The organism is Ensifer adhaerens, assembly GCF_013283195.1.
Classification (GTDB): domain Bacteria; phylum Pseudomonadota; class Alphaproteobacteria; order Rhizobiales; family Rhizobiaceae; genus Ensifer; species Ensifer adhaerens_G.
Genome location: NZ_JABEKT010000001.1, coordinates 1,360,798 through 1,385,532 on the forward strand (window position 1 = coordinate 1,360,798; position 24,735 = coordinate 1,385,532).

At 61.4% G+C, this 24,735-nt stretch carries 25 protein-coding genes; 21 read left to right on the top strand and 4 right to left on the bottom strand.

The window, feature by feature from the left end:
* Positions 1-71 precede the first annotated feature (71 nt).
* Positions 72-1,487 (top strand): metalloprotease TldD, encoded by a 1,416-nt coding sequence (gene tldD / locus LPJGGPFB_RS06290; RefSeq protein WP_173419213.1) that lies wholly within the window; start codon positions 72-74, stop codon positions 1,485-1,487.
* Between the two features lie 148 nt (positions 1,488-1,635).
* Positions 1,636-2,145, top strand: coding sequence for a GNAT family N-acetyltransferase (locus LPJGGPFB_RS06295; RefSeq protein WP_173419214.1), 510 nt, complete (start codon positions 1,636-1,638; stop codon positions 2,143-2,145).
* A gap of 23 nt (positions 2,146-2,168) precedes the next feature.
* Here the strand turns inward: LPJGGPFB_RS06295 and LPJGGPFB_RS06300 are convergent, their stop codons facing one another.
* Positions 2,169-3,434 carry a serine hydrolase gene (locus LPJGGPFB_RS06300; protein WP_173420963.1) on the bottom strand — a complete coding sequence of 422 codons (1,266 nt, stop codon included), beginning with the start codon at positions 3,432-3,434 and terminating at the stop codon, positions 2,169-2,171.
* A gap of 326 nt (positions 3,435-3,760) precedes the next feature.
* Between LPJGGPFB_RS06300 and LPJGGPFB_RS06305 the strand changes: the two genes are divergently transcribed.
* The gene (locus LPJGGPFB_RS06305) at positions 3,761-4,810 is read left to right on the top strand and encodes a polysaccharide deacetylase family protein (protein ID WP_173419215.1); all 1,050 of its coding nucleotides are present in this window, start codon (positions 3,761-3,763) and stop codon (positions 4,808-4,810) included.
* A gap of 17 nt (positions 4,811-4,827) precedes the next feature.
* Here LPJGGPFB_RS06305 and pdxH read toward each other — a convergent pair whose 3' ends face one another.
* Positions 4,828-5,448, bottom strand: a complete 621-nt coding sequence (gene pdxH, locus LPJGGPFB_RS06310) for a pyridoxamine 5'-phosphate oxidase (protein WP_077498069.1) — start codon at positions 5,446-5,448, stop codon at positions 4,828-4,830.
* A 140-nt stretch (positions 5,449-5,588) separates the two neighbouring features.
* On the opposite strand from pdxH, the gene LPJGGPFB_RS06315 reads away from it, so the two are divergent.
* The 4 genes from LPJGGPFB_RS06315 (at position 5,589) to LPJGGPFB_RS06330 (ending at position 8,973) form a co-directional block, all read left to right on the top strand.
* Positions 5,589-6,041, top strand: coding sequence for an RT0821/Lpp0805 family surface protein (locus LPJGGPFB_RS06315; protein WP_077498068.1), 453 nt, complete (start codon positions 5,589-5,591; stop codon positions 6,039-6,041).
* Between the two features lie 215 nt (positions 6,042-6,256).
* A complete protein-coding gene (locus tag LPJGGPFB_RS06320) occupies positions 6,257-7,315 on the top strand; it encodes a DnaJ C-terminal domain-containing protein (RefSeq protein WP_173419216.1) in 1,059 nt (352 codons plus the stop codon).
* A gap of 205 nt (positions 7,316-7,520) precedes the next feature.
* Positions 7,521-8,339, top strand: coding sequence for an enoyl-ACP reductase FabI (fabI, locus tag LPJGGPFB_RS06325; protein ID WP_077498066.1), 819 nt, complete (start codon positions 7,521-7,523; stop codon positions 8,337-8,339).
* A 49-nt stretch (positions 8,340-8,388) separates the two neighbouring features.
* Positions 8,389-8,973, top strand: coding sequence for a histidine phosphatase family protein (locus LPJGGPFB_RS06330; RefSeq protein ID WP_173419217.1), 585 nt, complete (start codon positions 8,389-8,391; stop codon positions 8,971-8,973).
* A 136-nt stretch (positions 8,974-9,109) separates the two neighbouring features.
* Here LPJGGPFB_RS06330 and LPJGGPFB_RS06335 read toward each other — a convergent pair whose 3' ends face one another.
* Positions 9,110-9,370 carry a DUF1344 domain-containing protein gene (locus LPJGGPFB_RS06335; RefSeq protein WP_053250645.1) on the bottom strand — a complete coding sequence of 87 codons (261 nt, stop codon included), beginning with the start codon at positions 9,368-9,370 and terminating at the stop codon, positions 9,110-9,112.
* A 298-nt stretch (positions 9,371-9,668) separates the two neighbouring features.
* On the opposite strand from LPJGGPFB_RS06335, the gene LPJGGPFB_RS06340 reads away from it, so the two are divergent.
* From LPJGGPFB_RS06340 to ribB, 3 genes are all read left to right on the top strand, one after another.
* Complete coding sequence (locus LPJGGPFB_RS06340; protein ID WP_345790979.1) at positions 9,669-12,848, top strand: bifunctional diguanylate cyclase/phosphodiesterase; 3,180 nt, start codon at positions 9,669-9,671, stop codon at positions 12,846-12,848.
* A 121-nt stretch (positions 12,849-12,969) separates the two neighbouring features.
* The gene (gene aroC / locus LPJGGPFB_RS06345) at positions 12,970-14,067 is read left to right on the top strand and encodes a chorismate synthase (protein ID WP_173419219.1); all 1,098 of its coding nucleotides are present in this window, start codon (positions 12,970-12,972) and stop codon (positions 14,065-14,067) included.
* Positions 14,068-14,082: 15 nt separating this feature from the next.
* The gene (gene ribB, locus LPJGGPFB_RS06350) at positions 14,083-15,183 is read left to right on the top strand and encodes a 3,4-dihydroxy-2-butanone-4-phosphate synthase (RefSeq protein WP_173419220.1); all 1,101 of its coding nucleotides are present in this window, start codon (positions 14,083-14,085) and stop codon (positions 15,181-15,183) included.
* Between the two features lie 138 nt (positions 15,184-15,321).
* On the opposite strand, the gene LPJGGPFB_RS06355 is transcribed toward ribB, so the two are convergent.
* Complete coding sequence (locus LPJGGPFB_RS06355; protein WP_173420964.1) at positions 15,322-15,852, bottom strand: invasion associated locus B family protein; 531 nt, start codon at positions 15,850-15,852, stop codon at positions 15,322-15,324.
* Positions 15,853-16,207: 355 nt separating this feature from the next.
* Between LPJGGPFB_RS06355 and coxB the strand changes: the two genes are divergently transcribed.
* From coxB to ispH, 11 genes are all read left to right on the top strand, one after another.
* A complete protein-coding gene (coxB, locus tag LPJGGPFB_RS06360; RefSeq protein ID WP_173419221.1) occupies positions 16,208-17,092 on the top strand; it encodes a cytochrome c oxidase subunit II in 885 nt (294 codons plus the stop codon).
* A 21-nt stretch (positions 17,093-17,113) separates the two neighbouring features.
* On the top strand, positions 17,114-18,802 hold the full coding sequence (ctaD, locus tag LPJGGPFB_RS06365; protein WP_173419222.1) for a cytochrome c oxidase subunit I: 1,689 nt from the start codon (positions 17,114-17,116) through the stop codon (positions 18,800-18,802).
* Between the two features lie 98 nt (positions 18,803-18,900).
* Positions 18,901-19,857: a heme o synthase gene (locus LPJGGPFB_RS06370; RefSeq protein ID WP_173419223.1), complete on the top strand. Its 957-nt coding sequence runs from the start codon at positions 18,901-18,903 to the stop codon at positions 19,855-19,857.
* Complete coding sequence (locus LPJGGPFB_RS06375) at positions 19,857-19,997, top strand: hypothetical protein (protein ID WP_053250651.1); 141 nt, start codon at positions 19,857-19,859, stop codon at positions 19,995-19,997. Before LPJGGPFB_RS06370 ends, LPJGGPFB_RS06375 begins: the two co-directional genes overlap by 1 nt.
* Before the next feature lie 11 nt (positions 19,998-20,008).
* On the top strand, positions 20,009-20,608 hold the full coding sequence (locus LPJGGPFB_RS06380; RefSeq protein ID WP_173419224.1) for a cytochrome c oxidase assembly protein: 600 nt from the start codon (positions 20,009-20,011) through the stop codon (positions 20,606-20,608).
* 64 nt (positions 20,609-20,672) lie between these two features.
* Entirely contained in the window at positions 20,673-21,551 is an 879-nt protein-coding gene (locus LPJGGPFB_RS06385) for a cytochrome c oxidase subunit 3 (protein ID WP_173419225.1), read from the top strand.
* Positions 21,552-21,656: 105 nt separating this feature from the next.
* Positions 21,657-22,145: a L,D-transpeptidase family protein gene (locus LPJGGPFB_RS06390; RefSeq protein WP_173419226.1), complete on the top strand. Its 489-nt coding sequence runs from the start codon at positions 21,657-21,659 to the stop codon at positions 22,143-22,145.
* A complete protein-coding gene (locus LPJGGPFB_RS06395) occupies positions 22,142-22,525 on the top strand; it encodes a DUF983 domain-containing protein (RefSeq protein ID WP_173419227.1) in 384 nt (127 codons plus the stop codon). Before LPJGGPFB_RS06390 ends, LPJGGPFB_RS06395 begins: the two co-directional genes overlap by 4 nt.
* A 13-nt stretch (positions 22,526-22,538) precedes the next feature.
* Positions 22,539-23,261, top strand: coding sequence for an SURF1 family protein (locus tag LPJGGPFB_RS06400; RefSeq protein ID WP_173420965.1), 723 nt, complete (start codon positions 22,539-22,541; stop codon positions 23,259-23,261).
* A 54-nt stretch (positions 23,262-23,315) separates the two neighbouring features.
* Complete coding sequence (locus LPJGGPFB_RS06405) at positions 23,316-23,681, top strand: DUF1304 domain-containing protein (protein ID WP_173419228.1); 366 nt, start codon at positions 23,316-23,318, stop codon at positions 23,679-23,681.
* 3 nt (positions 23,682-23,684) lie between these two features.
* Positions 23,685-24,692: a 4-hydroxy-3-methylbut-2-enyl diphosphate reductase gene (gene ispH / locus LPJGGPFB_RS06410; protein WP_173419229.1), complete on the top strand. Its 1,008-nt coding sequence runs from the start codon at positions 23,685-23,687 to the stop codon at positions 24,690-24,692.
* The last annotated feature ends 43 nt before the right edge of the window (positions 24,693-24,735 follow it).

The window sequence follows — 24,735 nt, forward strand, 5'->3', positions numbered from 1 at the left end:
TTTCCTTGGCTTGAACCGCTGGCCTTCCTAAATGAAGGCCATCGAATTTTATGACGCGGGAGCGCACGACCATGAACACCGATCTGATGAGCCTCTTCGATGCCGATGAGGCAGCGATACGCAAGGTTCTGTCGGAGACGCTTGCCGGCGCCGACGATGGCGAGCTGTTTCTCGAACATGCTCAGGCCGAAGTGCTCTCCTTCGACAACGGCCGGCTGAAGGGCGGCAGCTTCAACACCGACCAGGGCTTTGGCCTGCGGGCGGTGGCCGGCGAATCGGTCGGTTATGCCCATGCCGGCGAGCTGTCGCTGGCAGCGCTTGGCCGCGCCGCCGATGCGGTCGGCCAGGTAACGCGCGGTTATGCCGGCTCCTATGCGGCGGCTCCGCAGCGCACCAACAAGAAGCTCTATGGCGATGAAAACCCGATCGGTGAACCGAGCTTTGAAGCGAAGGTCGCACTGCTGCAGGAAATCGATGCCTATCTGCGCTCAAAGGACCCCAAGGTCCGACAGGTAACAGCCTCGATCGCCGCGAGCTGGCAGCTCGTCGACATCCTGCGCGCCGACGGCCACCGCGTTCAGGACATCCGGCCGATGACGCGTATCAACATCTCGGTGGTTGCCGGTGATGGCGATCGTCAGGAAAGCGGCTCCTATGGTATCGGCGGGCGGCGCGGTTTCGGCGATTTCATCACTGCGGAAAACTGGAAGAAGGGTGCGGACGAGGCGCTGCGCCAGGCGCTCGTCAATCTCGACGCGATCGATGCGCCTGCCGGCACGATGGACGTGGTGCTGGCCTCTGGCTGGCCGGGCGTCATGCTGCACGAAGCCGTCGGCCACGGCCTTGAGGGTGACTTCAACCGCAAGAAGACCTCCGCCTTTGCCGGCCTGCTCGGCGAGCAGGTGGCAGCCAGGGGCGTCACCGTCGTCGACGATGGCACGATCGAGGCGCGTCGCGGCTCGATCTCGATCGACGACGAAGGAACGCCATCGGGCTACAATGTGCTGATCGAGGACGGCAAGCTCGTTGGTTACATGCAGGACCGCCAGAACGCCCGCCTCATGGGCATGCAGCCGACCGGCAACGGCCGGCGCCAGGGCTATGCCCATGTGCCGATGCCGCGCATGACCAACACCTACATGCTGTCAGGCGACAGGACGCCCGACGAGATCATCGCCTCCGTGAAGAGGGGCATCTATGCCGTTTCCTTCGGCGGCGGCCAGGTGGACATCACCTCCGGCAAGTTCGTCTTCGGCTGCACGGAGGCCTACATGATCGAGAACGGCAAGATCGGGGCACCCGTAAAGGGCGCGATGCTGATCGGCAATGGCCCCGACGCGATGAAGCGCGTGACCATGGTCGGCAACGACACCAAGCTCGACACTGGTATCGGCAACTGCGGCAAGGCCGGGCAATGGGTGCCGGTCGGCGTCGGCCAGCCGCATCTGCGCATGGACCAGATCACCGTCGGCGGCACGCAGGCCTAAGGCCTCTTCGTCAAGTCCAGACGAAGTCTCCACCGAACGTCGGCGCCTTGCCACTTTGGACTTACTGCACAGTCTTATCCCGAGATCGATGTCGATCTCGGGGTGGGTGAAACACGGATGGTTGGCGCAGAGGACGTGGGTGAGTCGCATGAGTGAATGGCCGGCAATGGGGTTGAGTGTGAGGCCGTTTGCTGCAGTGGACGAGCAGGCCGTCATAAACGTCATAGTGCCGATCCAGAGTGTCGAATTCGGTATCGCGATTACGGCAGATGACCAGCCGGATCTGCGGGAAATCCCGGACTTCTATCAGTCGGGCAAGGGCGGCTTCTGGGTGGCGACCGCCGGCGACGATATCGTCGGCACATTGGGCCTGAAGGATATCGGCAATGGTAATGCGGCGCTTCGCAAGATGTTTGTTGCTGCCGACTATCGCGGGCGCGAACATGGCGCCGCCTTGCGCCTGCTCGAGGCGCTGTTTGCCCATGCGAGCGCAGCCGGGATCCGTGCGGTCTATCTCGGGACCACCGACAAATTCGTGGCTGCCCATCGCTTCTATGAGAAGAATGGCTTCGTCGAGATCGGCCGGTACGATTTGCCTGCAGCCTTTCCCCTCATGGCGATCGATTCAAAATTCTACGTTCGCCGCGTTTCCGCCTGAGCGTTTCGAGGGACAAGCACTGATCAGCCTCTCGATGGCAGCAGCACGCAGTCGTAGGAGCGCTTCTTTAATGCGTTGCAGGCGGATGCTGCCGCATCGCGGCTCGTGAAGCCGACGAAGCGGGCGCGGTAAACGGTGCCTGCACCCTTGCCGACCGCTTCCGTATAGGGAGACGCATGCGCCAGCATGTCGCCGCCGGCCGCCTGCGCCTGTGCCAAGAGGGCACGGGCCGCGTCAGCAGAAGGGGCTGCCGAGATCTGGATCTGCCAGCCTCCGGCAGCAGGAGTGGCGGCGGTATTTTCGGCTTCGAACATTGCTGTCGGCCGTTCTGCCGGAACGACTGAAGTCGACGATTGAGCGATCAGTGCCGCAACGCTATCGCCCTTGGCGCGATGCGGTGCCGTGTAGGGCATGGGCACGTCCGACATCGTTGCGGCTGACGCGACCTCGACCTCCGCGGGGGCGGCGTTGCGCGTCTTGGCGGAGGCCACCAACTGGCGGCCAGTGGATGCCTTACCGAGATGGCGGTTCAGCAATGCCGCCATCTTATCGTCGCGGCTGCGGGCGGTGCGTCCGCCCATGACAACGCCGATGATCCGCCGGTTGCCATCCCTGACGGCGCTGACGAGGTTGAAGCCGGAGGCATTGGTGTAGCCGGTCTTGATGCCGTCCATGCCGTCATAGCGGTACATCAGATTGTTGTGACCGCGGATCTTGCGGCCACGAAACGTGAAGCTTGGGGTGGCGAACAGCCGGTATTCCCGGGGATAATCGCGCATCAGCGCCACGGCGAGCGTCGACATGTCACGTGCCGTCGTCACCTGCTGGCTTGCTGGCAGGCCGGAGGCGTTGATGAAGACGGTGCGGCTCATGCCCAGCTGGCGCGCCTTCGCCGTCATCCTCTTCGCAAAATTCTGCTCCGAGCCGCCGAGCCTTTCGCTCATCGCGGCGGCTGCGTCATTGGCCGAGCGAACGATCATGCCGTAGACCGCCTCGCGCACCGTGATCGTGCTGCCCGGCTTCAGGCCGAGCTTCATCGGCGGCTTGGCGGCGGCGGCCTTCGACACTTTGATCTTGCTGTCCCAGCTGATATCGCCGCGCCGGAGCGCTTCGAAGGTGAGGTAGAGCGTCATCATCTTGGTAAGAGACGCCGGATGGTTCAGCGTATCGGCATTTTCCGCCGACAGAACCTTGCCCGTGCGCGCATCGAGCACCAGGGAAGCGCTGCCGGCAAAAGCCGTTGCAGACCCCAAGGCGAGAGCGCACATCGCCAGCAGCAGGCGGCGGATAGTTTTCATGTCGGTCCCCATCGAAAAGCGCCGTCGGGCAGGCGCGCAGCTGTGTCGTTTTGCGACAAGGCCGTGTCTTTGCTGCAACTTTGAGGCAGAATGCGATTTTTTCCTGCGACTTTCGTCGGGGTGGTAAACCAGAAATGAACGCCACCGTCCTTCAGCAAGGTTTAACGCTCGCGCCGTTAACCTCCATGGTGGTGCGTCTGGCAGGACGCGTGAAGCACACACCAGCGCTTGAAGCCTCCACACGATCTCCTCGATAAATCGATCGAGGTCCAAGGCGTTCTTCAGTGATTGTCGAAGGCTGATTTGGACGGACTGATATGGCGGGCGGCATCACGGCAGGGATAAAGACGAAAGTGCGACGCGCCGCGATTTCCGGCGGGCTTGAACTGGCAAGCGGCCTAGGCCGAGCCGGCCTGATGCCGGATGCGCGCGGACGCGGCGCCATCTTCACCCTGCATCACGTCCGCCCGAGGGCTGTCAGGGACTTCGATCCGAACGCCCATCTGGAAATCACCCCGGAATTTCTGGATACAGGTATCGTGCAGCTGAAGCGGGACGGCTATCGCTTCATCGCGCTGGACGATTTGCCAAAGGCACTTGCCGACAGGGATGGCGCGCCCTTCGCCTGCTTCACCCTCGACGACGGTTACCGCAACAATCTTGATCACGCCCTGCCGGTTTTTACGCGGCATGAGGTGCCGTTCACCGTTTTTGTTGCCGGCGGCTTCGTCGATCGCACCCATACGCTCTGGTGGGAAACGCTCGCCGATCTGCTTTCGACGACCAGCCGGTTCCGGTTCGATTTTAGCGGCGGAATGGAAACGCTGGACACTGAAAGTGCCGCGGAAAAGCAGGCGATATTTGGCAGAATGGCCGACTACATCCATCGTCGCGATGAAAGTGCCGCGGTTGCCGCGTTAAATGCAGCGGCGCTGGAATACGGGATCGATGCGTTGGCCATCACAGAAGCGCTGACGCTTGACGAAGCCGGCCTACGCCGCCTTATCGGAAGTCCACTCGCCAGCCTCGGAGCGCACACGATCAGCCATCGTGCGGTCGCGCGGCTCGGCGACGAACAGGCAGCCCGGGAGATCGAGGCATCCGCCGCCCGCGTCGAAGCGATCACGGGTAAAAGACCGCTCAGCTTTGCCTATCCCTATGGGGACCGCCCGGCTGTCTCGCCGCGCGATCACCGGCTTGTCGCCGATCTGGGATTTGCGGTCGCCGTCACCACCATGCCGGGCACGCTAGCGGCGGCAGCGCCGCTACAGGCCTTGCCGCGCATTTCGCTCAACGGTCATTTCCAGCGCGCCCGCTACGTTTCGGCCCTTGCCTCAGGCATTCCGTTCCGGCTTGCCCGCAGTTAGCCGCCGAAACGCGCCCGTCAGGGGTACATTCGCACCTTCTCCCAGCCGCCTTCCGGTGTCTCGCGACGAAACTCCAGGCGGTCGTGCAGGCGGAACGGCCGGTCATGCCAGAACTCGATGGAGGTCGGGCGGATGCGAAAGCCGGACCAGTATTCCGGACGGGGAATTTCGCCGAGCGCATGGCGGGCCGTGTATTCGGCAACTGCCTTTTCCAGCGCGAACCGGCTTTCGAGCGGGCGGGACTGCTTCGACGCCCAGGCGCCGATGCGGCTGCCGCGCGGCCGCGACTTGAAATATTCGTCCGCCTCGGCATCCGAGACGATCTCGACAGGCCCGCGCAGCCGCACCTGACGCCGGAGCGACTTCCAGTGAAAACACATGGCGGCCTTGCGCGCGCTCAGAACCTCGCGGCCCTTCTGGCTCTCGAAATTGGTATAGAAGACGAAGCCGCGCTCATCGAAATCCTTGAGCAGAACCATGCGCACATTCGGCAGTCCGTCGGGGTCGACAGTTGCCAGCGCGACGGCGTTGGGGTCGTTGATCTCGCTGCCTTCCGCGTCCTTCAGCCATGTGCCGAAAAGGGAAAAGGGCTCATTTGCTTCCGTGAAGTCACCGCTTGTTAACTCATTCACCGCCATATTGCCTTCTAACGCCGTGATGTCTGGCGCGGAAACGCTTCGGGATGAGCCCGAGCGGTGTTTCCGCATCGAAAATGTCAGAGCCTGCTTGTTGACTTCCTCGGGAAACGTGCGGCTCTTGCGAGTCTGACAGGATTGCCGTGCAAGACATAGCAAAGTGGATCGATGGCAAGAAGGGGTATTCCTTCGCGGTGATGCGCGGCGCGGCAATTTGCCTGCCGGTGCTCATCCTGTCTGGTTGCATGGGAGCCGGTCTCGACCTGTTCGGCAGCAGTGTCGATCGCACCGTCTCAACCGGTACCGTTCCCGTTGCCAAAACCTCCGATGGTCTTTCCGATGCGGTCCTGGTGCGCAATGCCGTCACCTCAGCCGAACTCGGGCAGGGGTCGCTCAACCCCATTCCCTGGGCGAATTCGTCGTCGGGCAGCGCCGGCGTCATCAGCAGCATTCAGGAAGACAATGCCAGCGGCATGCTGTGCCGCCGCTTCACCACGACCCGCCATTCCTATGAAGGCATCGCCAAATTCGACGGCAGCACCTGCAAGCTTGGCGATGGCGAGTGGTACCTCACCAGCTTTGGCCCGCGTGCCTGAAATCCTGTGTTAACCACATTTCGGCAAACCGCTGACGGAACGTCTCGATCGCGGTCCTGGCCTGCTTCATCGTCGCCGCGGCTAACCGATCTTTAGCAAGTTCTGCCCATCCTCGGCGTCGAACGGGACATGCCACCACTGCGCGTGATCCCCGGTTTGAGGCATAAGGCGGGCATCCGGGAGAAGCCGCCGATCAGAGAAGATGGTAGCAAACCATGCGTGATCCCTATGCAGTCCTCGGCGTCCGGCGCACTGCCGGTCAGGATGAAATCAAGGCGGCGTGGCGTTCGGTCGCCAAGGCTATCCATCCCGATCACAATCAGGACGATCCGACCGCTGCCGAGCGCTTTGCCGAGGCCGGCAAGGCCTATGAGCTGCTTCGCGACCCGAAGCTGAGAAGCCGCTACGACTATGCCCGTCGCGAAGCCGAACTGCGTCGCATGGAGGCGATGAAGGCAAAGATGCGCGGCCCCGAACCGGAAGAGCAGCCGGTCGACGCCGAAACCGCCGAGGAAGCGGTCTCGCAGATTTTTGGTGCGGACACTCGGGCAAGAACCACAAGGCCTGCCGCCAAGCCGGCAGCGGCACGGGCCCCGGAGAGACCCGCCGCGCCCCCCGAACCGAAGCCAGAGCCGGTCAGCGAGCCGAAGCAGGAGGCGGTTGCCAAGACGGAGCCGCCGCTGATGCAGCGCGCCGCCGCACCCGCCGCCGAGCTTGTGGCCGCTATTGTCCGGCGCATTCGCGGCCGGGCGGCCAAGACCGCCGACAAGGTCCCCGATCTTGCTGTCGATCTGACGGTCACCATCCAGGATCTGATCGATCGTCAACGCCTGTCGCTTGAGCTGCCCGATGGCGAAACCATCAAGGTTCAGATACCGCCGGGCGCCGTTGACGGGCAGACGGTCCGGTTGGCAGAGCAGGGGTATCGCGTCACCGGCATGACACGCGGCGATGTCGTCGTGACCTTGCGCGTCGACCAGAGCGGTGCATTCAGAACCAATGGACTGGACCTGCTGACGACATTGCCTGTCGACCTTCAGAGCGCGGTGCTTGGCTGCGAGCATGTCATTTCCACCCCGATCGGCGAGGTGACCGTCGTCGTTCCTGCCTGGTCCGGGTCGGACAAGGTCATCCTCGTCGAAGGTTTCGGGCTGCCAGGTGCCTATGGCGCGCGGGGGAATCTGCTGGTCGAACTGCGGCTCGTCTTGCGTGATACGCCTGATGACAAGGTTACAGACCTGATGAAATCGCTGCGCGATGGCCTCTATTTGTGACGGTTTGCTGACACATTGACCCAATATTACGGGGACTAACAGTTCCTGATCTCGGCCGCGCTTGAACCACCGGAGCGGCTATGCCATAGGCAATTCTCGACAATTTGCCGCACGTGCGCCGATAGCGCCGGCTTGGCGTATTTGAATTTTGTTAAGTCTGGCGTCGGCCGTCATCGATGCCGGCAGATAGTATTGGGGACAATGCATGGCTCAGGCATCGGGTTTGATGAAGGGCAAGCGTGGCGTCATCATGGGCGTCGCGAACAACCGTTCGATCGCGTGGGGGATCGCCAAGGCGATCCATGCCCAGGGTGGCGAAGTTGCGCTGACCTATCAGGGCGATGCACTGAAGAAGCGCGTCGAGCCGCTTTTGGCTGAAATCGACGGTTTCATGGCCGGCCACTGTGACGTCAGCGACGAGGCGTCCATCGACGAGGTTTTCTCCGCGCTTGAAAAGCACTGGGGCAAGATCGACTTCGTCGTGCATGCGATTGGCTTCTCCGACAAGGACGAGTTGACCGGCCGTTATGTCGACACGTCGCCGGAAAACTTCGCCAAGACGATGCAGATCTCGGTCTATTCGTTCACGTCGGTGGCCCGTCGCGCTGAAAAGCTGATGACGGATGGCGGCTCGATGCTGACGCTGACCTATTACGGCGCCGAAAAGGTTATGCCGAACTACAACGTCATGGGTGTCGCCAAGGCTGCCCTCGAAGCGAGCGTCAAGTATCTGGCCGTCGACCTCGGTCCGAAGAACATCCGCGTCAACGCGATCTCTGCCGGCCCGATCAAGACACTGGCCGCTTCCGGCATCGGCGATTTCCGCTACATTCTCAAGTGGAACGAGTACAACGCACCGCTGCGTCGCACCGTCACCATCGAGGAAGTAGGCGATGTCGGCCTCTACATGCTGTCCGACCTGTCGCGCTCGGTTACGGGTGAAGTCCACCATGCCGACAGCGGCTATCATGTCGTCGGCATGAAGGCCGTCGACGCCCCGGATATCTCCGTCATCAAGGATTGATCGGCGCCGCCGACCGGCCCGAACAGCCTCCTGCCCGGAGCGAAATGTTGTGCTGATCTATGTGATCCGTCACGGACAAACCGACTGGAACGCGGAAAGCCGCCTCCAGGGGCAGAAGGACATCCCTCTCAACGATACCGGCCGCCAGCAGGCGACCGGAAACGGGATGGCGCTCGCAGCTATCCTCGGTGGCGACGCAGCGCAGTTCGACTTCGTCGCAAGCCCGCTCGGCCGCACCCGTGAAACCATGGAGCGCCTGCGCCGTGCCATGGGGCTTGACCCCACCCTCTACCGCACCGACGACCGGTTGAAGGAAGTCTCCTTCGGCGATTGGGAAGGCTTTACGCTTCCGGAGCTGAAGCGCTCCGTGCCAGAGCGTATCGCCGAGCGACGCAAGGTGAAATGGGATTTCATCCCGCCCGGTGATGATGCCGAAAGCTACGAGATCCTGTCCTGGCGGATTGCGGCTTGGCTCAAGGACGTCAACAGGCCGACGGTCTGTGTCAGCCATGGCGGCGTCATCCGCGCGCTGTTCAAGCTTTTTGGCGAGATGGACGAAGATGAGGCGGCTTCCGCCGCCATCCCTCAGGATCGTTTGTTGCGGATTGCCGGCAATACCATCGGCTGGATCTGAGGTTTTGGCGCATCGCGCCTGAGCGAAGCTGTGGAAACGGCTCTCTCATTGTCTTCACGCATTTCCTGGAAATGCTTCGGCAACGCCGGATCAGGGCACCCGCCCCCCATGGGGCGGGACGTGGCTCTCAAAAGTCTTACTGGACGATTTCCAGGTCGTTGATCACACGCTTGCCATCGACCTCTGTATAGAACACGAGAACTTTCACGCCGGCGGTGAGGCCTTCGAAGTTGAACTCTTCAGGTGCCTGATAGCTCTTGCCGTCGTCGAGTTGGAGGCTGAGGCGATCGGTATCGACGCCGGTGATGACAGCCTCTACGTCGGCACTTTCGGCAAGGGCCGACAGAGGCGAAAGCAAGCCGGCGGTGGCCATGAGCGCGGCAATGACAAAACGCATCTTTCTTGCCCTCTTCAGTGTATCTGCGATTCTTCTTGTCATCACCATTTGATCCCCGATTGTGGCAAAAATTGCCTTGTACCGTCGCTTTTGACAGGCATTTTCCCTCGTTTGGGGATTGCCCGGCCGGTTGGGGGAGACTGAACGCCAAACGTGCAGTTTTCAAGCGTTCGGCCGAGGGGATCGGCAACGCTTCCCCATTGTATCCCCATGAATTATGGGGTTTTCCAAAGAAATGTCACGAAAGCCAATCTTAAGACTCGCTCGCTACCTTCGGTTGGGGATCGAGGGGAATAGAGTGAAGATTGTTGACGTTCTGCGCCAGCGCATTCGGGCCGCAGCCAGATTTGCGAAACCGTCGCTGATACCGGCTGCGATCGCCGGCATCGTTGTGTTCAGCGGCGGCCACATCTATGAGCGCCAGAACCTTGAAAACTTCCGAAGCGATCTGAGGATCGACGTCGAGAATGAGCTGAACCTCATCGCCAATCGCCTCCAGTCGGAGGTCAATACCAATATTGCCGCACTCAACGGGTTCGCCAACAGCATCGGCGTTCATCCCGAGATGACCGCGGACGATTTCACGGTCATGTCGACCAAGTTGCTGCTGCAGAACCCGCAGATGGTGCGGGCGTCGGCCGCTCCCGGCGGCGTGGTGCGCATCTCTTTTCCCCGCGAAAGCCAGCAATGGTTCGTCGGCACCGATTTCAACAAGTTCGGTGCGACGCGGCGTGCCGTGGAGCGGGCTTCATCCACCGTCAAGCCCGTGATGATCGGCCCCATTCGCCTGCCGAGCGGGCGCAACGGTTTTGAGCTTTTCCTGCCTGTCTTCGCCAAGATCCAGGGGCGTATGGAGCGCTGGGGTTATGTCGAGGCGATCCTTGACGAAAAGGCTCTCTATCGCGCCGCCCGCCTGCTTGAGGACGGTGTTGAAACACCGGAATCGACGGGTGATCATCGCCACGTCGACGTGCATCTCGCGATCCGAGACGTGTCGGAACCGGAACGCATCCAGGATGCCTTCTTCGGTAGCGACAGCGTTTTTCGGGCGGCTCCGGCCATGCGCCAACTCGTCCTGCCCGGCGGCGTGTGGGAGCTCGCGGCGACACCCATCGGTGGCTGGGACCAACTGCCGGAAAACAGCACCGACCTGCGCCTGGCCATTGCCGCGGCGGTCGCGGTTGTCGTCATTCCCATTCTTTTGACCGGCGGTCTGGTCAATGAGCGCCAGCGCAACATCGCCAAGCTCAGGGCGCGCGAAGGTGAGGTGATGACGCTTTCGCATCGTCTCAATCTGGCGCTCGAGGCCTCCAAGATCGGCATATGGGAAATCGATCAGGCAACGCAGGAGCGGTCCTGGGACGACCGCATGTTCCACCTGCATGGGTTGACGGTCCATGACGACGAGCCGACCTACGAGGAATGGCGATCGACCGTCCACCCTGATGATGCCGGCATTGCCGCCAACACTCTGTTTCGCAGCCTCGACGAGGGGCTGGAGTACCGTTCTCAATATCGCGTCGTCCTCTCCGACGGCAGCATACGGCACATCCGCAATGTCGGTTCCGGCCATCAGGGTGTCGACGGTCGCTCGAAGATCACCGGCATCAGCTGGGATGTGACCGATGACGTGTTGAAGAACGAACGTCTTGGCGCCGCCAAGGCTCAGGTCGATCAGCAGAACCTGGAACTCGAGCGGGCCTTGAAGGGGCTTTACGAGCGCGAGCAGGAACTCGAGAAGCTGTCGCGCCGGCTCGACCTCGCGCTCGACAGCTATCGTTGCGGCATGTGGGAGGCGGATCTCGACAACAACGTCGCCTATTGGGACGAGCGCATGCACCAGCTCTACGGGCTGCGCTATACCGATGGCGCTACCAACGAGGAAATCTGGCTCGGTGCCCTTCATCCTGAAGATCGTGGCTCTGCACTTCTGGCCGTCAACACGGCGATCGGAGCGCGCGAAACCTATGTCCACCAGGCGCGCGTGGTTCTGGCCGAGGGCGCCGTTCGACACATTCGCTCAGTCGGCAAGCTGCATGTGTCGCCGGAGGGACGCAGGAAACTGGTCGGCATCGCGCTCGATGTGACCGATGACGTCGTGATGACAGAGCAATTGCGCGCGGCAAAGGCAATGACCGACGCCAAGAACGCCGAGTTGGAGCAGGCGCGAATCCGCATCGAGCACAATTCGCTGCACGATCCGCTGACGGGGCTCGGCAATCGCCGGATGCTCGACAAGGCGCTGGAGCGCCTGACCGGTGCGGGGGCCGACAAGCCGCAAAACATTGCCATCCTTCATATCGACCTCGATCGTTTCAAGCAGATCAACGATACGCTCGGCCATGCGGCCGGCGACGCGATGCTGGTCCATGCGTCGCAGATCCTGCGCTCCAACATTGGGCCGGGTGACCTCGTGGCGCGCATCGGCGGCGACGAGTTTGTCGTCGTCGTAACCGGTGCGCCGGGCGATGTGGCGCTTGCGGCACTGTGCGACCGGATCATCGCGGAGATGCGCCAGCCCGTCGATTACAACGGATTTCCCTGCCGCTTCGGCGTCAGCATCGGCGTCGCCGTGGCGCGCCAGGCGCATGGCGACGCGCGCAAGCTGCTCGTCAATGCCGACATGGCGCTCTACCGGGCGAAGGAGAATGGCCGAAACCGCTATCAGTTCTTCACGCAGATCCTCCAGGCCGAAGTCGTCACCGCCAAACGCGTCGCCGACGAGATCCTCGAGGGCATCGAGCGCGACGAGTTCGTTCCCTGGTACCAGCCGCAATTCGACGCCTCGACATTGGCGCTTTCCGGTGTGGAGGCGCTCATACGCTGGCGCCATCCGCGCCACGGCATTCTGACGCCGGACAGGTTCCTGGCGATCGCCGATGACCTGAACGTCACCGCGGCGCTCGACCGGCTCGTGCTTGAAAAATCGCTGGCCGACCAGATGCGCTGGGCAGCGGCCGGCCTGAGAGTCCCGAAGATCTCCGTCAACGTGTCGGCCAAGCGCCTGCAGGACGAACGGCTGCTCGCCTCGCTCGAGGGCCTGAGCATCGCGCCGGGGCAGCTTTCCTTCGAACTGGTGGAATCGATCTTCCTCGACGAAAGCGACGATATCGTCACGGCCAATATCGAGGGCATTAAAAGGCTCGGTATCGACATCGAAATCGACGATTTTGGCACGGGTCATACCTCGATCGTCAGCCTGTTGAAGATCAAGCCGAAGCGGCTGAAGATCGACCGGCAGCTCGTGATTCCGGTTCTCAGCGCCCGCACGGAGCAGGCGCTGATCCGGTCGATCATCGATATCGCCCGCTCGCTCGGCATCGAGACGGTGGCAGAAGGCGTGGAGACCATGGCACACGCCGAAATGCTCGGCATTCTCGGCTGCGATCTGCTGCAGGGTTACGCCTTCTCGAAACCGCTAAGCGCGGAGAACTTCCTGGCATTCGCGACGGAGCGCGGATTGAGGCTCGCCTCCTGACGCGATTGCAAATCTCGCCTGCCTATCGGAAACACTTTCCCCTTTCCCGGCTTTCCACTAAGAGAGTGGCGCCCGTACATGAAACATGTACGTCCGTTGCTTCTCAGAGTTCGGTTGCCTCATGTCGCACAATACCTTCGGTCATCTTTTCCGCGTCACCACCTGGGGCGAAAGCCATGGGCCAGCACTTGGCTGCGTGGTGGATGGGTGCCCACCCGGCATTCGTTTCACGCTCGCCGAATTGCAAGCCTGGCTCGACAAGCGCAAGCCCGGTCAGTCGCGTTTCGTCACGCAGCGCCGTGAGGACGATCTCGTCAAGGTTCTCTCCGGCGTGATGCCGGATGAGGACGGCGAGACGATGATCTCGACCGGCACGCCGATTTCGATGCTGATCGAAAACACCGACCAGCGCTCGAAGGATTATTCGGAAATCTCCAAGCGTTATCGCCCGGGGCACGCCGACTACACCTATGACGTCAAATACGGCATTCGCGACTACCGCGGTGGTGGCCGTTCGTCGGCGCGCGAAACGGCAGCACGCGTTGCCGCCGGTGGTATCGCCCGCAAGGTTGTCCCGGGGCTGGTCGTGCGCGCAGCGCTCGTGCAGATCGGCAAGCACAAGATCGACCGGGCCAACTGGGATTGGGCCGAGGTCAACAACAACCCGTTCTTCGCGCCGGATCTGGCGATCGTGCCCGTCTGGGAGGAATACCTGGACGGCATCCGCAAATCGGGTTCGTCCATCGGCGCCGTGGTCGAAGTGGTGGCGGAAGGCGTGCCGGCCGGCATCGGTGCGCCTGTTTATGCCAAACTCGACCAAGACATCGCTTCGAACCTGATGTCGATCAACGCCGTCAAGGGCGTGGAAATCGGCAACGGCTTTGGTGCAGCCGAAATCACTGGCGAGGAAAATGCCGACGAGATGCGTATCGGCGCTGACGGTCAGCCCGTCTTCCTCTCCAACAACGCCGGCGGCATTCTTGGCGGCATTTCGACCGGCCAGCCGGTCATCGCCCGCTTTGCGATCAAGCCGACCTCTTCTATCCTGACCGAGCGTCGTTCGATCGACAGCGACGGCAACGAAGTGGATGTGCGCACCAAGGGGCGTCATGATCCTTGCGTCGGCATCCGCGCCGTGCCGATCGGCGAAGCGATGGTTGCCTGCACCATTGCAGATCACTACCTGCGTGACCGCGGCCAGACCGGCCGGCTCAAATAGTTCGGGAAGAACAAGATGTCCTATGACCAGAAGCGTGTCGTTGATGCCATCCGTGCCTTCGAAGCGGGCGAGATCGTCGTCGTCACCGACGACGACGGCCGCGAGAACGAAGGCGACCTGATCGTCGCCGCCGTGCATTGCACGCCGGAGAAGATGGCCTTCATCGTGCGCCATACTTCGGGCATCGTCTGTACGCCGATGCCGCGCGAAGAGGCAAAGCGCCTCAATCTCAATGCCATGGTGGCGGAAAACGATTCAGCGCACACCACGGCCTTTACCGTCTCGGTCGATTTCAAGCACGGAACCACCACCGGCATCTCGGCTGACGATCGCACACTGACGGTGCGCAACCTCGCCAACCCCAATGTCGGGCCGACCGATTTCGTGCGGCCCGGCCATATCTTCCCCCTGGTCGCCCGCGAAGGCGGCGTCCTGATGCGTTCCGGCCATACGGAAGCTGCCGTCGATCTCTGCAAGCTCGCAAGCCTGCCGCCGATCGGCGTCATCTGCGAGCTGGTCAACGATGACGGCACCGTCACACGCGGCCCGCAGGTCAGCGCCTTTGCTGAAAAGCACGGTTTGAAGCAGGTCTCCGTCGCCGACCTGATCGCCTATCGTCAGCGCAAGGAAACGTTGATCGAGCAGGGCGGCTCCTTCGACATCGAGACGCCCTACGGCAAGGCCAAGGGGCATTCCTATTCCTTGCCCTGGGATCCGATGCAGCATCTTGCCGTCGTCTTCGGCGACATCCGTGACGGCGTTGACATCCCGGTTCGCCTGCACCTCGAAAATGTCGGAGCCGACGTCTTCGGCAAGGACTGCCAAATCGACCGGATCATGAAGCGTATCGCCGAAGAGGGCAGGGGCGTCATCGTCTATCTGCGTGAAGGCTCGGTCGGCGTTGGCGTGTCGCACACGGCGCGCAAGGGCAAGCATGATCGCGAAGCCCATGACGAGGCGCAGGCCCGCGAAAGCGAATGGCTGGAGATCGGCCTCGGCGCGCAGATCCTCAAGGATCTCGGCATCAGTTCGATCCGGCTGCTCGCCTCGCGCGAACGCCACTATGTCGGTCTCGAAGGCTTCGGCATCAAGATCGCCGCGACTGACATTATCTGACGCTGAACCGCGAGAACGCCTTCGAAGCTTGGAAGCCCGGACGAATATCCGGGCTTTTTGCTGCCTGCCGCTTGATGGTTGAAACGAAAAAGCCGCGCACGAGGCGCGGCTTTGGGAAACACGCAGTGGCAAGTGCCATCAGGGCAGGGCGTCGTAGCCTTCGCCGAAACCCTTGAGATCAACAGGAATGCCGATGCCTTCTTCCGGCGACTGGAAGACGATGAAGGTCGCCGTCGCGCCAGAGCGGAAGGTCTTCAACAGTTCGTCCTCGAGCACGACCTCGGCATAGCAGCCGTCCGAGAAGCAGCGCACGAAATAGGCGCGGCCGATATCCTTGCCGTCGACATTGAGACCGAGGCCGTTCGGCAAAAGCACGCCCAGCGGCGCCAGAACGCGCAGGATCTTCGCCTTGCGGTCGGCGGTCTTCAGCACGACCACGGAGAGGCCGACTTCCGGTCGGTCTTCGGCGATGACGTTCTGCATCAGGGCGCACTGGTCGGTCGATGCACCTGCCGGCTGATCGCAGACGATCGACCAGGCGCCGTGGTTGGACTTGACCGTTCCGGGCGCGCCAGCAGGTTGTTGGGCAGCGCTCGCCACAGGAAGGGCGAGAACGGCAAGTCCGAGAGCGGCAAGAGCCGACAGTCGGGAGAAGAGGGGCAGGCCCATGTAAACCTCAAAACGTCGAATCATCAGGGCTATTCTTGAAGCGCGCGGGGAGAAATGAAAAGCCCTGCGGGGTACATTCCAGCGCCATATGGCGGAAATTGGGCTTGCGGAACACCATTGTCGCGCTGACGTGGCGTGAGAGCGCCAACAGTGGCGCAGATCGAGGCATATAAGTCGATTCGTTGAGGCTTCCGAGGGGTGCCTGTGAGAAAAGTCGCATTTGTGCAAAAATGCCGCATGGGGTTGATTGCACAGATGTTGCGGCGTTGGGCAAACTGTGGTTTGAAGCGCAGCAGTATCGCAGGGATTCTGCGTTTCGGTTTGATCCTGATCAAGCGCATTGGGGAGACATATTGTGAAAAACAAGGCCTATGCAGTTATGGCAGCGCTTGCCTGTCTGCTTTTTGCTTCGAGCGCCTACGCTGACAAGCCTGTCGATTGGCAGACGAACTTTCAGGCAGCGGCGACGGGCATTATGGAAGAAATCACGTGGTTTGAACACTACACCCTGTGGTTCATCATTCCGATCACTCTCTTTGTCCTCCTGCTGCTGATTGTCGTGGTGGTCAAATTCCGTGAGAGCGTCAATCCGGTGCCCTCCAAGACCAGCCACAACACCGCTATCGAGGTTGTCTGGACCGTCGGTCCGGTCATCATCCTGCTGTTCCTGGCCATTCCGTCTTTCCAGCTTTTGACCGCGCAGCTGACGCCGCCGGCCAATCCGGATCTGACGGTCAAGGCGACGGGCAACCAGTGGTACTGGTCCTATGAATATGAAGTCGGTGAAAGCCCGCTCTCCTTCGACAGCCTGCTGATGAAGGAAGAAGATCGTGCGAGCCTCGGCAAGGAAGACAAGGTCGAATATCCGCGCCTTCTCGCTGTCGACAACGAAGTCGTCGTTCCGGTCGGCAAGACCGTTCGTCTGCTCGTTACGGCTGCCGACGTCATTCACGCTTTCGCGATGCCCGCCTTCGGCGTTAAGATCGATGCCGTTCCCGGCCGCCTGAACGAAACCTGGTTCAAGGCTGACCGTGAAGGCCTCTACTATGGCCAGTGTTCCGAGCTCTGCGGCAAGGACCACGCCTATATGCCGATCGCCGTCCGCGTTGTTTCGCAGGAAAAATACGACGCCTGGCTCGCTGCCGCCGCAACCAATATCGGCGATGCGAACAAGGCGCTCATGGCGTCCATCGACGGCGCGGCGAAGGCCGTTGACGTCGCTGCCAACGCCGCACAGTAATCGGTAAGGGGAGCTCGACCCATGGCTGGAACAGCCGCTCATCACGACCAACGCCATGATCATTCCGATCATGGTCACGCAGACCACGCGCACAAGCCTTTGAGCTTTTTTCAGCGCTGGTTTCTGTCGACCAACCACAAGGACATCGGCACGCTCTACCTGATCTTCGCGATCTTCGCGGGCATCATCGGCGGCACGCTGTCGATCTTCATGCGCGCCGAGCTGCAGGAACCGGGCATTCAGATCTTCCACGGTCTGGCGCAGATGGTTTACGGCTTCGAGGGCGACGCTGCCATCGACGGCGGCAAGCACATGTTCAACGTATTCACGACCGCGCACGCGCTCATCATGATCTTCTTCATGGTCATGCCGGCGCTGATCGGCGGCTTCGCCAACTGGATGGTTCCGATCATGATCGGCGCGCCGGACATGGCGTTCCCGCGCATGAACAACATCTCGTTCTGGTTGATCATTCCGGCCTTCCTGCTGGTGCTGCTTTCGATGTTCGTCGAAGGTCCGGCTGGCGCCTATGGTGCAGGGGGCGGGTGGACGATCTATCCACCATTCTCGACGTCAGGAATGCCCGGGCCGGCGATGGATCTCGTGATCCTCGGCCTGCACATTGCCGGTGCTTCGTCGATCCTCGGTGCGATCAACTTCATCACCACGATCCTGAACATGCGCGCTCCAGGCATGACGCTGCACAAGATGCCGCTGTTTGCCTGGTCGGTTCTGATCACCGCCTTCCTGCTGCTGCTCTCGCTGCCGGTTCTGGCAGGTGGCATCACCATGCTGCTGACGGACCGCAACTTCGGCACGGCCTTCTTCGCGCCTGAAGGCGGCGGCGACCCGATCCTGTTCCAGCACCTGTTCTGGTTCTTCGGTCACCCGGAAGTGTACATCCTGATCCTGCCGGGCTTCGGCATCGTCAGCCACATCGTTTCCACCTTCTCGCGCAAGCCGATCTTCGGCTACCTCGGCATGGCCTACGCCATGGTCGCGATCGGCGCCGTCGGCTTCATCGTGTGGGCACACCACATGTACACCGTCGGCATGTCGCTCGACACGCAGCGCTACTTCGTCTTCGCGACGATGGTTATCGCGGTTCCGACCGGCGTGAAGATCTTCTCGTGGATCGCGACGATGTGGGGTGGTTCGATCCGCTTCACGACCCCGATGGTCTGGGCGATCGGCTTCATCTTCCTGTTCACCGTCGGTGGCGTCACGGGCGTTCAGCTCGCCAACGCCGGCCTCGACCGTTCGCTGCACGACACCTACTACGTGGTTGCTCACTTCCACTACGTTCTGTCGCTCGGCGCCGTGTTCGCGATCTTCGCTGCCTGGTACTACTGGTTCCCGAAGATGACCGGCTACATGTACTCCGAGTTCCTCGGCAAGCTGCACTTCTGGGTCATGTTCATCGGTGTGAACCTGATCTTCTTCCCGCAGCACTTCCTGGGTCTCGCCGGCATGCCGCGCCGCTACATCGACTATCCGGATGCCTATGCCGGCTGGAACATGGTGTCGTCCTACGGCTCGTACATCGCAGCCGTCGGCGTGCTGATCTTCCTCTTCTGTGTCGCCGAAGCCTTCGCCAAGAAGCGCGTCGCTGGCGACAATCCGTGGGGCGAGGGTGCGAACACGCTCGAATGGCAGCTGTCTTCGCCGCCGCCGTTCCACCAGTGGGAACAGCTCCCGCGCATCAAGTGATGGGAAAGAAACAGAAGCCGCCGGTTCCGGCGGCTTCACCCCGCCGGAGAACCGGCAAAAGACGGCCCCTATGGGCAAAAGACGATCAAGGACGAGACATGACGGTCATCGACAATCACGAAGCAATGGGCATGGATGGCGCGCCGCGCCTGTCCGAGGCCTCTGCGCGCGATTATTTCGAGCTTCTGAAGCCCCGCGTCATGTCGCTCGTTGTCTTCACCGCGCTTGCGGGCCTCGTGCTTGCGCCCGGACACATCAATCCCTTCATCGGTTTCATCGCCATCCTGTGCATCGCCGTCGGTGCTGGCGCCTCCGGCGCGCTCAACATGTGGTATGACGCCGACATCGACGCGGTCATGACCCGCACGGCCAAGCGCCCGATCCCGGCAGGCAAGATCCTGCCCGAGGAAGCGCTCGCCTTCGGCCTGACACTGTCAGCCTTTTCCGTGATCATCCTTGGGCTCGCCGTCAATTGGCTCGCAGCCGGGTTGCTCGCCTTCACCATCTTCTTCTACGCCGTCATCTATACGATGTGGCTCAAGCGCTCGACGCCGCAGAACATCGTCATCGGCGGTGCTGCCGGCGCCTTCCCGCCGATGATCGGCTGGGCCTGTGTGACCGGCGGCGTGTCGGTGGAGAGCATCGTGCTTTTCCTCATCACCTTCCTGTGGACGCCTGCGCATTTCTGGGCGCTCGCACTGTTCAAGATGGGTGACTATGGCGCCGTCGGCGTGCCGATGCTGCCCAACGTCTGCGGCCAGGCGACTACCAAGAAACAGATCGTCATCTATGCGGTTCTGACGGCGCTGATCGGCATCTGTCCCACCTTGCTCGGTTTTGCGAGCATCGGTTACGGCGCGGTCGCAGCGGCACTTGGTCTTGGCTTCGTCTGGTATTCGATCGGCGTGCTGCGCATGCCCGAAACCGACGAGCGCATGCTGCCCGCCAAGAAGCTTTTCGCCTTCTCGATCATGTATCTGTTCGTGATCTTCTCCGCCCTGATGGCGGATCACCTGATCGTCAATATCTGGCTGAATGCCGGGAGTGTTGCCTGATGGAAACCGTCAAGCTCAACGAAGCCCAGAAGAAGTCCCGCCGCGGCCGCAACATCGCGCTCGGTGTCGTCCTGGCTGGTCTGGTCGTCCTCTTCTACGTCGTCACGCTGATCAAGTTCGGCAACGGCATGGTCAACTGAGGAGCCGCAGCATGACGACTTCTCAGAACTCAGAGCAGAAGCAGCGCTCCAACGGCGTCATCGTCGGCACCTGCGTCGCCTTCGTCGTCGGTATGACCGGCATGGCCTATGCGGCCGTGCCGCTCTATGACATGTTCTGCCGCGTCACCGGCTATAACGGCACGACACAGCGCGTCGAGCAGGCATCGGACGTCATCCTCGACGAAAAGGTCAAGGTTACCTTCGACGCCAACACCTCGGGCGGCCTGCCCTGGGAATTCAAGCCGGTGCAGCGCGACATCGACGTCCGTATCGGCGAGACCGTGCAGGTCATGTACCGCGCCAAGAACCTTTCGTCGAAGCCGACGACGGGCCAGGCGACGTTCAACGTCACGCCGATGCAGGCCGGTGCCTACTTCAACAAGGTCCAATGCTTCTGCTTTACCGAGACGACCCTGCAGCCGGGAGAGGAGATGGAGATGCCGGTGGTATTCTTCGTCGATCCGGACATGGTCAACGCGGTCGAGACCAAGGACATCAAGACACTGACGCTTTCCTACACCTTCTACCCGCGCGAGCCGTCAAAGCCGGTCGCACAGGTGAAGACGGGCGAAACTGAGAACAAACTTTGACTGGAGGCCCGTTTCGGCTAAGCCGGAAGGGCGACAAGAGAAAGACCTATCGGGGATTACTGACATGGCCGATGCGCATCAGAAGAATCACGACTACCACATCATCGACCCGAGCCCCTGGCCGTTGCTTGCCTCGATCGGCGCATTCGTCATGGCGTTCGGCGGTGTCGGCTACATGCGCTATCTCTCGGGCGGCTCCTTCAAGCTGTTCGGCGCCGAGCTCGCAAATCCGTGGGTCTTCTTCATCGGCCTCGCCGTCGTTCTCTATACCATGTACGGCTGGTGGTCGGACACGGTGAAGGAAGCCCACGAGGGTCACCACACCCGCGTCGTCTCGCTGCACCTGCGCTACGGTATGATCATGTTCATCGCTTCGGAAGTGATGTTCTTCGTTGCTTGGTTCTGGGCCTATTTCGACGCCAGCCTGTTCCCGGGCGAAGCCATCCAGGCAACCCGCACCGCCTTTACCGGTGGTGTCTGGCCGCCGAAGGGTATCGAGGTTCTCGACCCCTGGCACCTGCCGCTCTACAACACCGTCATCCTGCTGCTTTCCGGCACGACGGTCACCTGGGCGCACCACGCACTGCTCCACAATGACCGCAAGGGCCTGGTCTACGGCCTGTCGCTGACCGTCGTTCTCGGCGTGCTGTTCTCCTACGTTCAGGCTTACGAATACGCTCACGCTCCGTTCGCCTTCAAGGACTCGATCTACGGCGCGACCTTCTTCATGGCGACCGGTTTCCACGGCTTCCACGTTCTCGTCGGCACGATCTTCCTGCTCGTCTGCCTGCTGCGCGCGCTGCGTGGCGACTTTACGCCGAAGCAGCACTTCGGCTTCGAAGCGGCCGCCTGGTACTGGCACTTCGTTGACGTCGTCTGGCTCTTCCTCTTCTTCTCCATCTACATCTGGGGTGGTTGGGGCGCGCCTGTCGCTCATATGTAATCGGACGAGAGCCAACGCTCTTCTCGATAAGGCGGCTGCGACCATGCAGCCGCCTTATTTTTTGTTTGTGTTGCGGTTGTATCGAGGGGGCGGGGAGGCATGAACATGCGCGTGATCGCGGTGACAATGGCGTTGCTTCTTGCGGGCTGTGCTTCAGCCTTGGCGGGCGACGTGGCCGACCGCGTGGTCGTGCACAAGGAGAAGCGTCTCCTGCAGCTTTACCGTGACGGCCAGATGCTGCGCGAGTATTCGATCGCTCTTGGTGGCAATCCGATCGGTCATAAGGAACGGGAAGGCGATCGGCGAACGCCGGAGGGCCTTTATGTGCTGGACTGGCGCAATGACAAGAGCGGGTATCACCTGTCGATGCACGTCTCCTATCCCCGACCCGAAGACATCGCGGCAGCCGCAGTCAAAGGCGTCGATCCCGGCGGCATGATCATGATCCACGGCCAGCGCAATTATTTCGGCTGGCTGGCGTTTATGACGCAGATGTTCGATTGGACGGATGGCTGCATTGCGGTTACCAATGCCGAAATGGACGAAATCTGGGACATGGTTCCCAACAGCACCCCGATCGAGATCAATCCGTGAGTGACGACAAAGCCCTCTATCCGCCGGTCGAGCCGGTCATGGCAGGCATCAAGGGCCTGTGTCCACGCTGCGGCCAGGGAAAGCTGTTCGATGGCTTTCTGACGGTCAAGCCGGCCTGCACGAACTGCGAACTTGATTATCGTTTCGCCGATTCCGGTGATGGTCCTGTTGTCTTCGTCATTCTGATTGTCGGCTTCATCGTCGTCGGCGCCGCGCTCTGGACGGAGGTCAATCTCAATCCTCCGCTGTGGCTGCATTTTCTGCTCTGGATACCGCTGGCAATCGCCTTCAGCCTCGGCCTGACGCGCATGCTGAAGGGTATCCTCATCAACCTGCAATATCGCAACAACGCGCGGCCTGGCGAGATCGATCGTGGCTGAAGTCTTGACCAAAATGAAGGGCAGCCTCGTCGGGCGAGTCGGCGCATTCGTCCTGCTTGCGACGACCTTCGCGATCCTCATCTCGCTCGGCACCTGGCAGATGCAGCGGCTGCATTGGAAAGAGGGCCTGCTCGCCGCGATCGCCGAGCGCCGGTCGGCGCCGCCGGTGACAATTGCCGACATCGAAAAGATTTTGGCTGAAGGCGGGGATATCGATTACCGCACGGTTTCGGTCCCCGGCGGATTCGACCACAGCCGCGAGCGGCATTTCTTCGCGACCTATAACGGCCGCACTGGCTATTACATCTTCACGCCATTGAGGCTCGATGACGGTCGTTTTCTGTTCGTCAATCGCGGGTTCGTCCCGTTCGAGCAGAAGGAGTCTTCGACCCGGCTCGCCGGGGAGCTCCCGGCCTCCGTTGCCATCAACGGCCTCGCCCGGCCGAAGCTCAGCGAAAAGCCGTCATCGATCGTTCCGGACAATGATCTCGCCAAGAACATCTTCTACTGGAAGGACCTCGACGCGATGGCGTCGTCGGTCGGGCTTCCCGCGGACAAGGTCCTGCCGTTCTTCGTGGACGCCGATGCGTCGCCCAATCCGGGCGGTCTGCCGATCGGCGGCGTCACGCAGTTCGATCTGCCCAACAGCCATCTGCAATATGCTCTGACCTGGTATGGCCTTGCCGCAGCGCTGGTGGTTGTCAGCGGTGTCTTCGTCTTCAGGCGCAAGCCATAGGCGGTCCGTCGACGCCATGTTATCCCTGACCGACGCAGTTGGGGGATATGGGGAATGGCTTTGATTTCAACGATCCTGATCGTGCTGACAGCGCTGTTGCATCTCGGCTTTCTTGTGCTGGAAATGTTTCTCTGGACAAAGCCGCAGGGGCGCTCGGTGTTCCGCATGACCGCGGAGCAGGCGGAGGCGACCCGGGTGCTCGCCGCGAACCAGGGGCTCTACAACGGCTTCCTCGCAGCTGGACTTTTGTGGTCTCTCATACAGCCGGATGCGGCATTTGCCTTCGAGTTGAAGGTGTTCTTCCTTGTGTGCGTGATCGTTGCCGCTATATATGGCGCTTGGTCGGTCAAGCCGCGCATCCTGCTGATCCAGGGCGGTCCGGCCATTGCAGCCCTTGTTTTCGTTCTACTGGCATCCTGATCCATGGCATCATCCGCGGCAAAATCTCCGATCACCATTCGCCTCTGCGGGCCGCGCGGTTTCTGCGCCGGTGTCGACCGGGCGATCCAGATCGTCGTCCTGGCGTTGAAGGAATTCGGCGCGCCGGTCTATGTTCGCCACGAGATCGTGCACAACCGTTATGTTGTTGAGGGGCTTGAGGCCAAGGGTGCGATCTTCGTCGAGGAACTCGACGAGATCCCGCCGGAACATCGCAAGCAACCGGTGGTATTCTCCGCCCATGGCGTGCCGAAATCGGTGCCCGCGGATGCCGACACACGCAATCTCTTCTATCTCGACGCCACATGTCCGCTGGTCTCGAAAGTCCACAAGCAGGCCATGCGTCATAATCGGCTCGGCCGCCACGTGGTGCTGATCGGCCATGCCGGCCATCCCGAAGTCATCGGCACGATGGGCCAGCTGCCGGAAGGTGCCGTCTCCCTGGTCGAGACCATCGAGGATGCCGACGTCTACATGCCGCCCGACCCCGACAATCTCGGTTTCGTCACCCAGACGACGCTTTCCGTCGACGACACGGCAGGCGTCATCAAGCGGCTACACGAACGCTTCCCCAACCTGACAGCGCCCGCTGCGGATTCGATCTGCTACGCTACCACCAACCGCCAGGAGGCGGTCAAGCAGGCGGCACCCGGCTGCGATCTGTTTCTGGTGGTCGGCGCGCCGAACTCGTCGAACTCCAAGCGCCTGGTCGAAGTGGCGCTGAAGGCCGGCGCGAAGAAGTCGGTCCTCGTTCAGCGGGCGGCCGAAATCGATTGGGAGACGATCGGCGACATCTCGACCGTCGGTCTTTCCGCCGGAGCATCGGCACCTGAGGTGATCGTCAACGAGATCATCGAGGCGTTCCGCGAGCGCTACGATGCCGTCGTCGAGCTTGCCGACACGGTCGAGGAAAACGAGAACTTCCTCGTCAACCGCGAAATCCGCCATGTGCCGCTGACCGCGGCGGATATGGCCTTCGTCAACGGCGAATAACCCACCTATCTTGCCAGCCTATCTTGCCCGCCCATCTTTGAAA

Excerpts from the sequence above, each read along its gene's own strand:
- LPJGGPFB_RS06335 (WP_053250645.1), bottom strand. The coding sequence starts at position 9,370 with ATGCGTTTTGTCATTGCCGCGCTCATGGCCACCGCCGGCTTGCTTTCG.
- aroC (WP_173419219.1), top strand. The coding sequence starts at position 12,970 with ATGTCGCACAATACCTTCGGTCATCTTTTCCGCGTCACCACCTGGGGC.
- LPJGGPFB_RS06375 (WP_053250651.1), top strand. The coding sequence starts at position 19,857 with ATGGAAACCGTCAAGCTCAACGAAGCCCAGAAGAAGTCCCGCCGCGGC.
- LPJGGPFB_RS06305 (WP_173419215.1), top strand. The coding sequence starts at position 3,761 with ATGGCGGGCGGCATCACGGCAGGGATAAAGACGAAAGTGCGACGCGCC.
- LPJGGPFB_RS06390 (WP_173419226.1), top strand. The coding sequence starts at position 21,657 with ATGCGCGTGATCGCGGTGACAATGGCGTTGCTTCTTGCGGGCTGTGCT.
- LPJGGPFB_RS06295 (WP_173419214.1), top strand. The coding sequence starts at position 1,636 with ATGAGTGAATGGCCGGCAATGGGGTTGAGTGTGAGGCCGTTTGCTGCA.
- LPJGGPFB_RS06405 (WP_173419228.1), top strand. The coding sequence starts at position 23,316 with ATGGCTTTGATTTCAACGATCCTGATCGTGCTGACAGCGCTGTTGCAT.
- LPJGGPFB_RS06380 (WP_173419224.1), top strand. The coding sequence starts at position 20,009 with ATGACGACTTCTCAGAACTCAGAGCAGAAGCAGCGCTCCAACGGCGTC.
- fabI (WP_077498066.1), top strand. The coding sequence starts at position 7,521 with ATGGCTCAGGCATCGGGTTTGATGAAGGGCAAGCGTGGCGTCATCATG.
- tldD (WP_173419213.1), top strand. The coding sequence starts at position 72 with ATGAACACCGATCTGATGAGCCTCTTCGATGCCGATGAGGCAGCGATA.
- pdxH (WP_077498069.1), bottom strand. The coding sequence starts at position 5,448 with ATGGCGGTGAATGAGTTAACAAGCGGTGACTTCACGGAAGCAAATGAG.
- ribB (WP_173419220.1), top strand. The coding sequence starts at position 14,083 with ATGTCCTATGACCAGAAGCGTGTCGTTGATGCCATCCGTGCCTTCGAA.
- LPJGGPFB_RS06355 (WP_173420964.1), bottom strand. The coding sequence starts at position 15,852 with ATGGGCCTGCCCCTCTTCTCCCGACTGTCGGCTCTTGCCGCTCTCGGA.
- ispH (WP_173419229.1), top strand. The coding sequence starts at position 23,685 with ATGGCATCATCCGCGGCAAAATCTCCGATCACCATTCGCCTCTGCGGG.
- LPJGGPFB_RS06385 (WP_173419225.1), top strand. The coding sequence starts at position 20,673 with ATGGCCGATGCGCATCAGAAGAATCACGACTACCACATCATCGACCCG.
- LPJGGPFB_RS06400 (WP_173420965.1), top strand. The coding sequence starts at position 22,539 with ATGAAGGGCAGCCTCGTCGGGCGAGTCGGCGCATTCGTCCTGCTTGCG.
- LPJGGPFB_RS06320 (WP_173419216.1), top strand. The coding sequence starts at position 6,257 with ATGCGTGATCCCTATGCAGTCCTCGGCGTCCGGCGCACTGCCGGTCAG.
- LPJGGPFB_RS06370 (WP_173419223.1), top strand. The coding sequence starts at position 18,901 with ATGACGGTCATCGACAATCACGAAGCAATGGGCATGGATGGCGCGCCG.
- ctaD (WP_173419222.1), top strand. The coding sequence starts at position 17,114 with ATGGCTGGAACAGCCGCTCATCACGACCAACGCCATGATCATTCCGAT.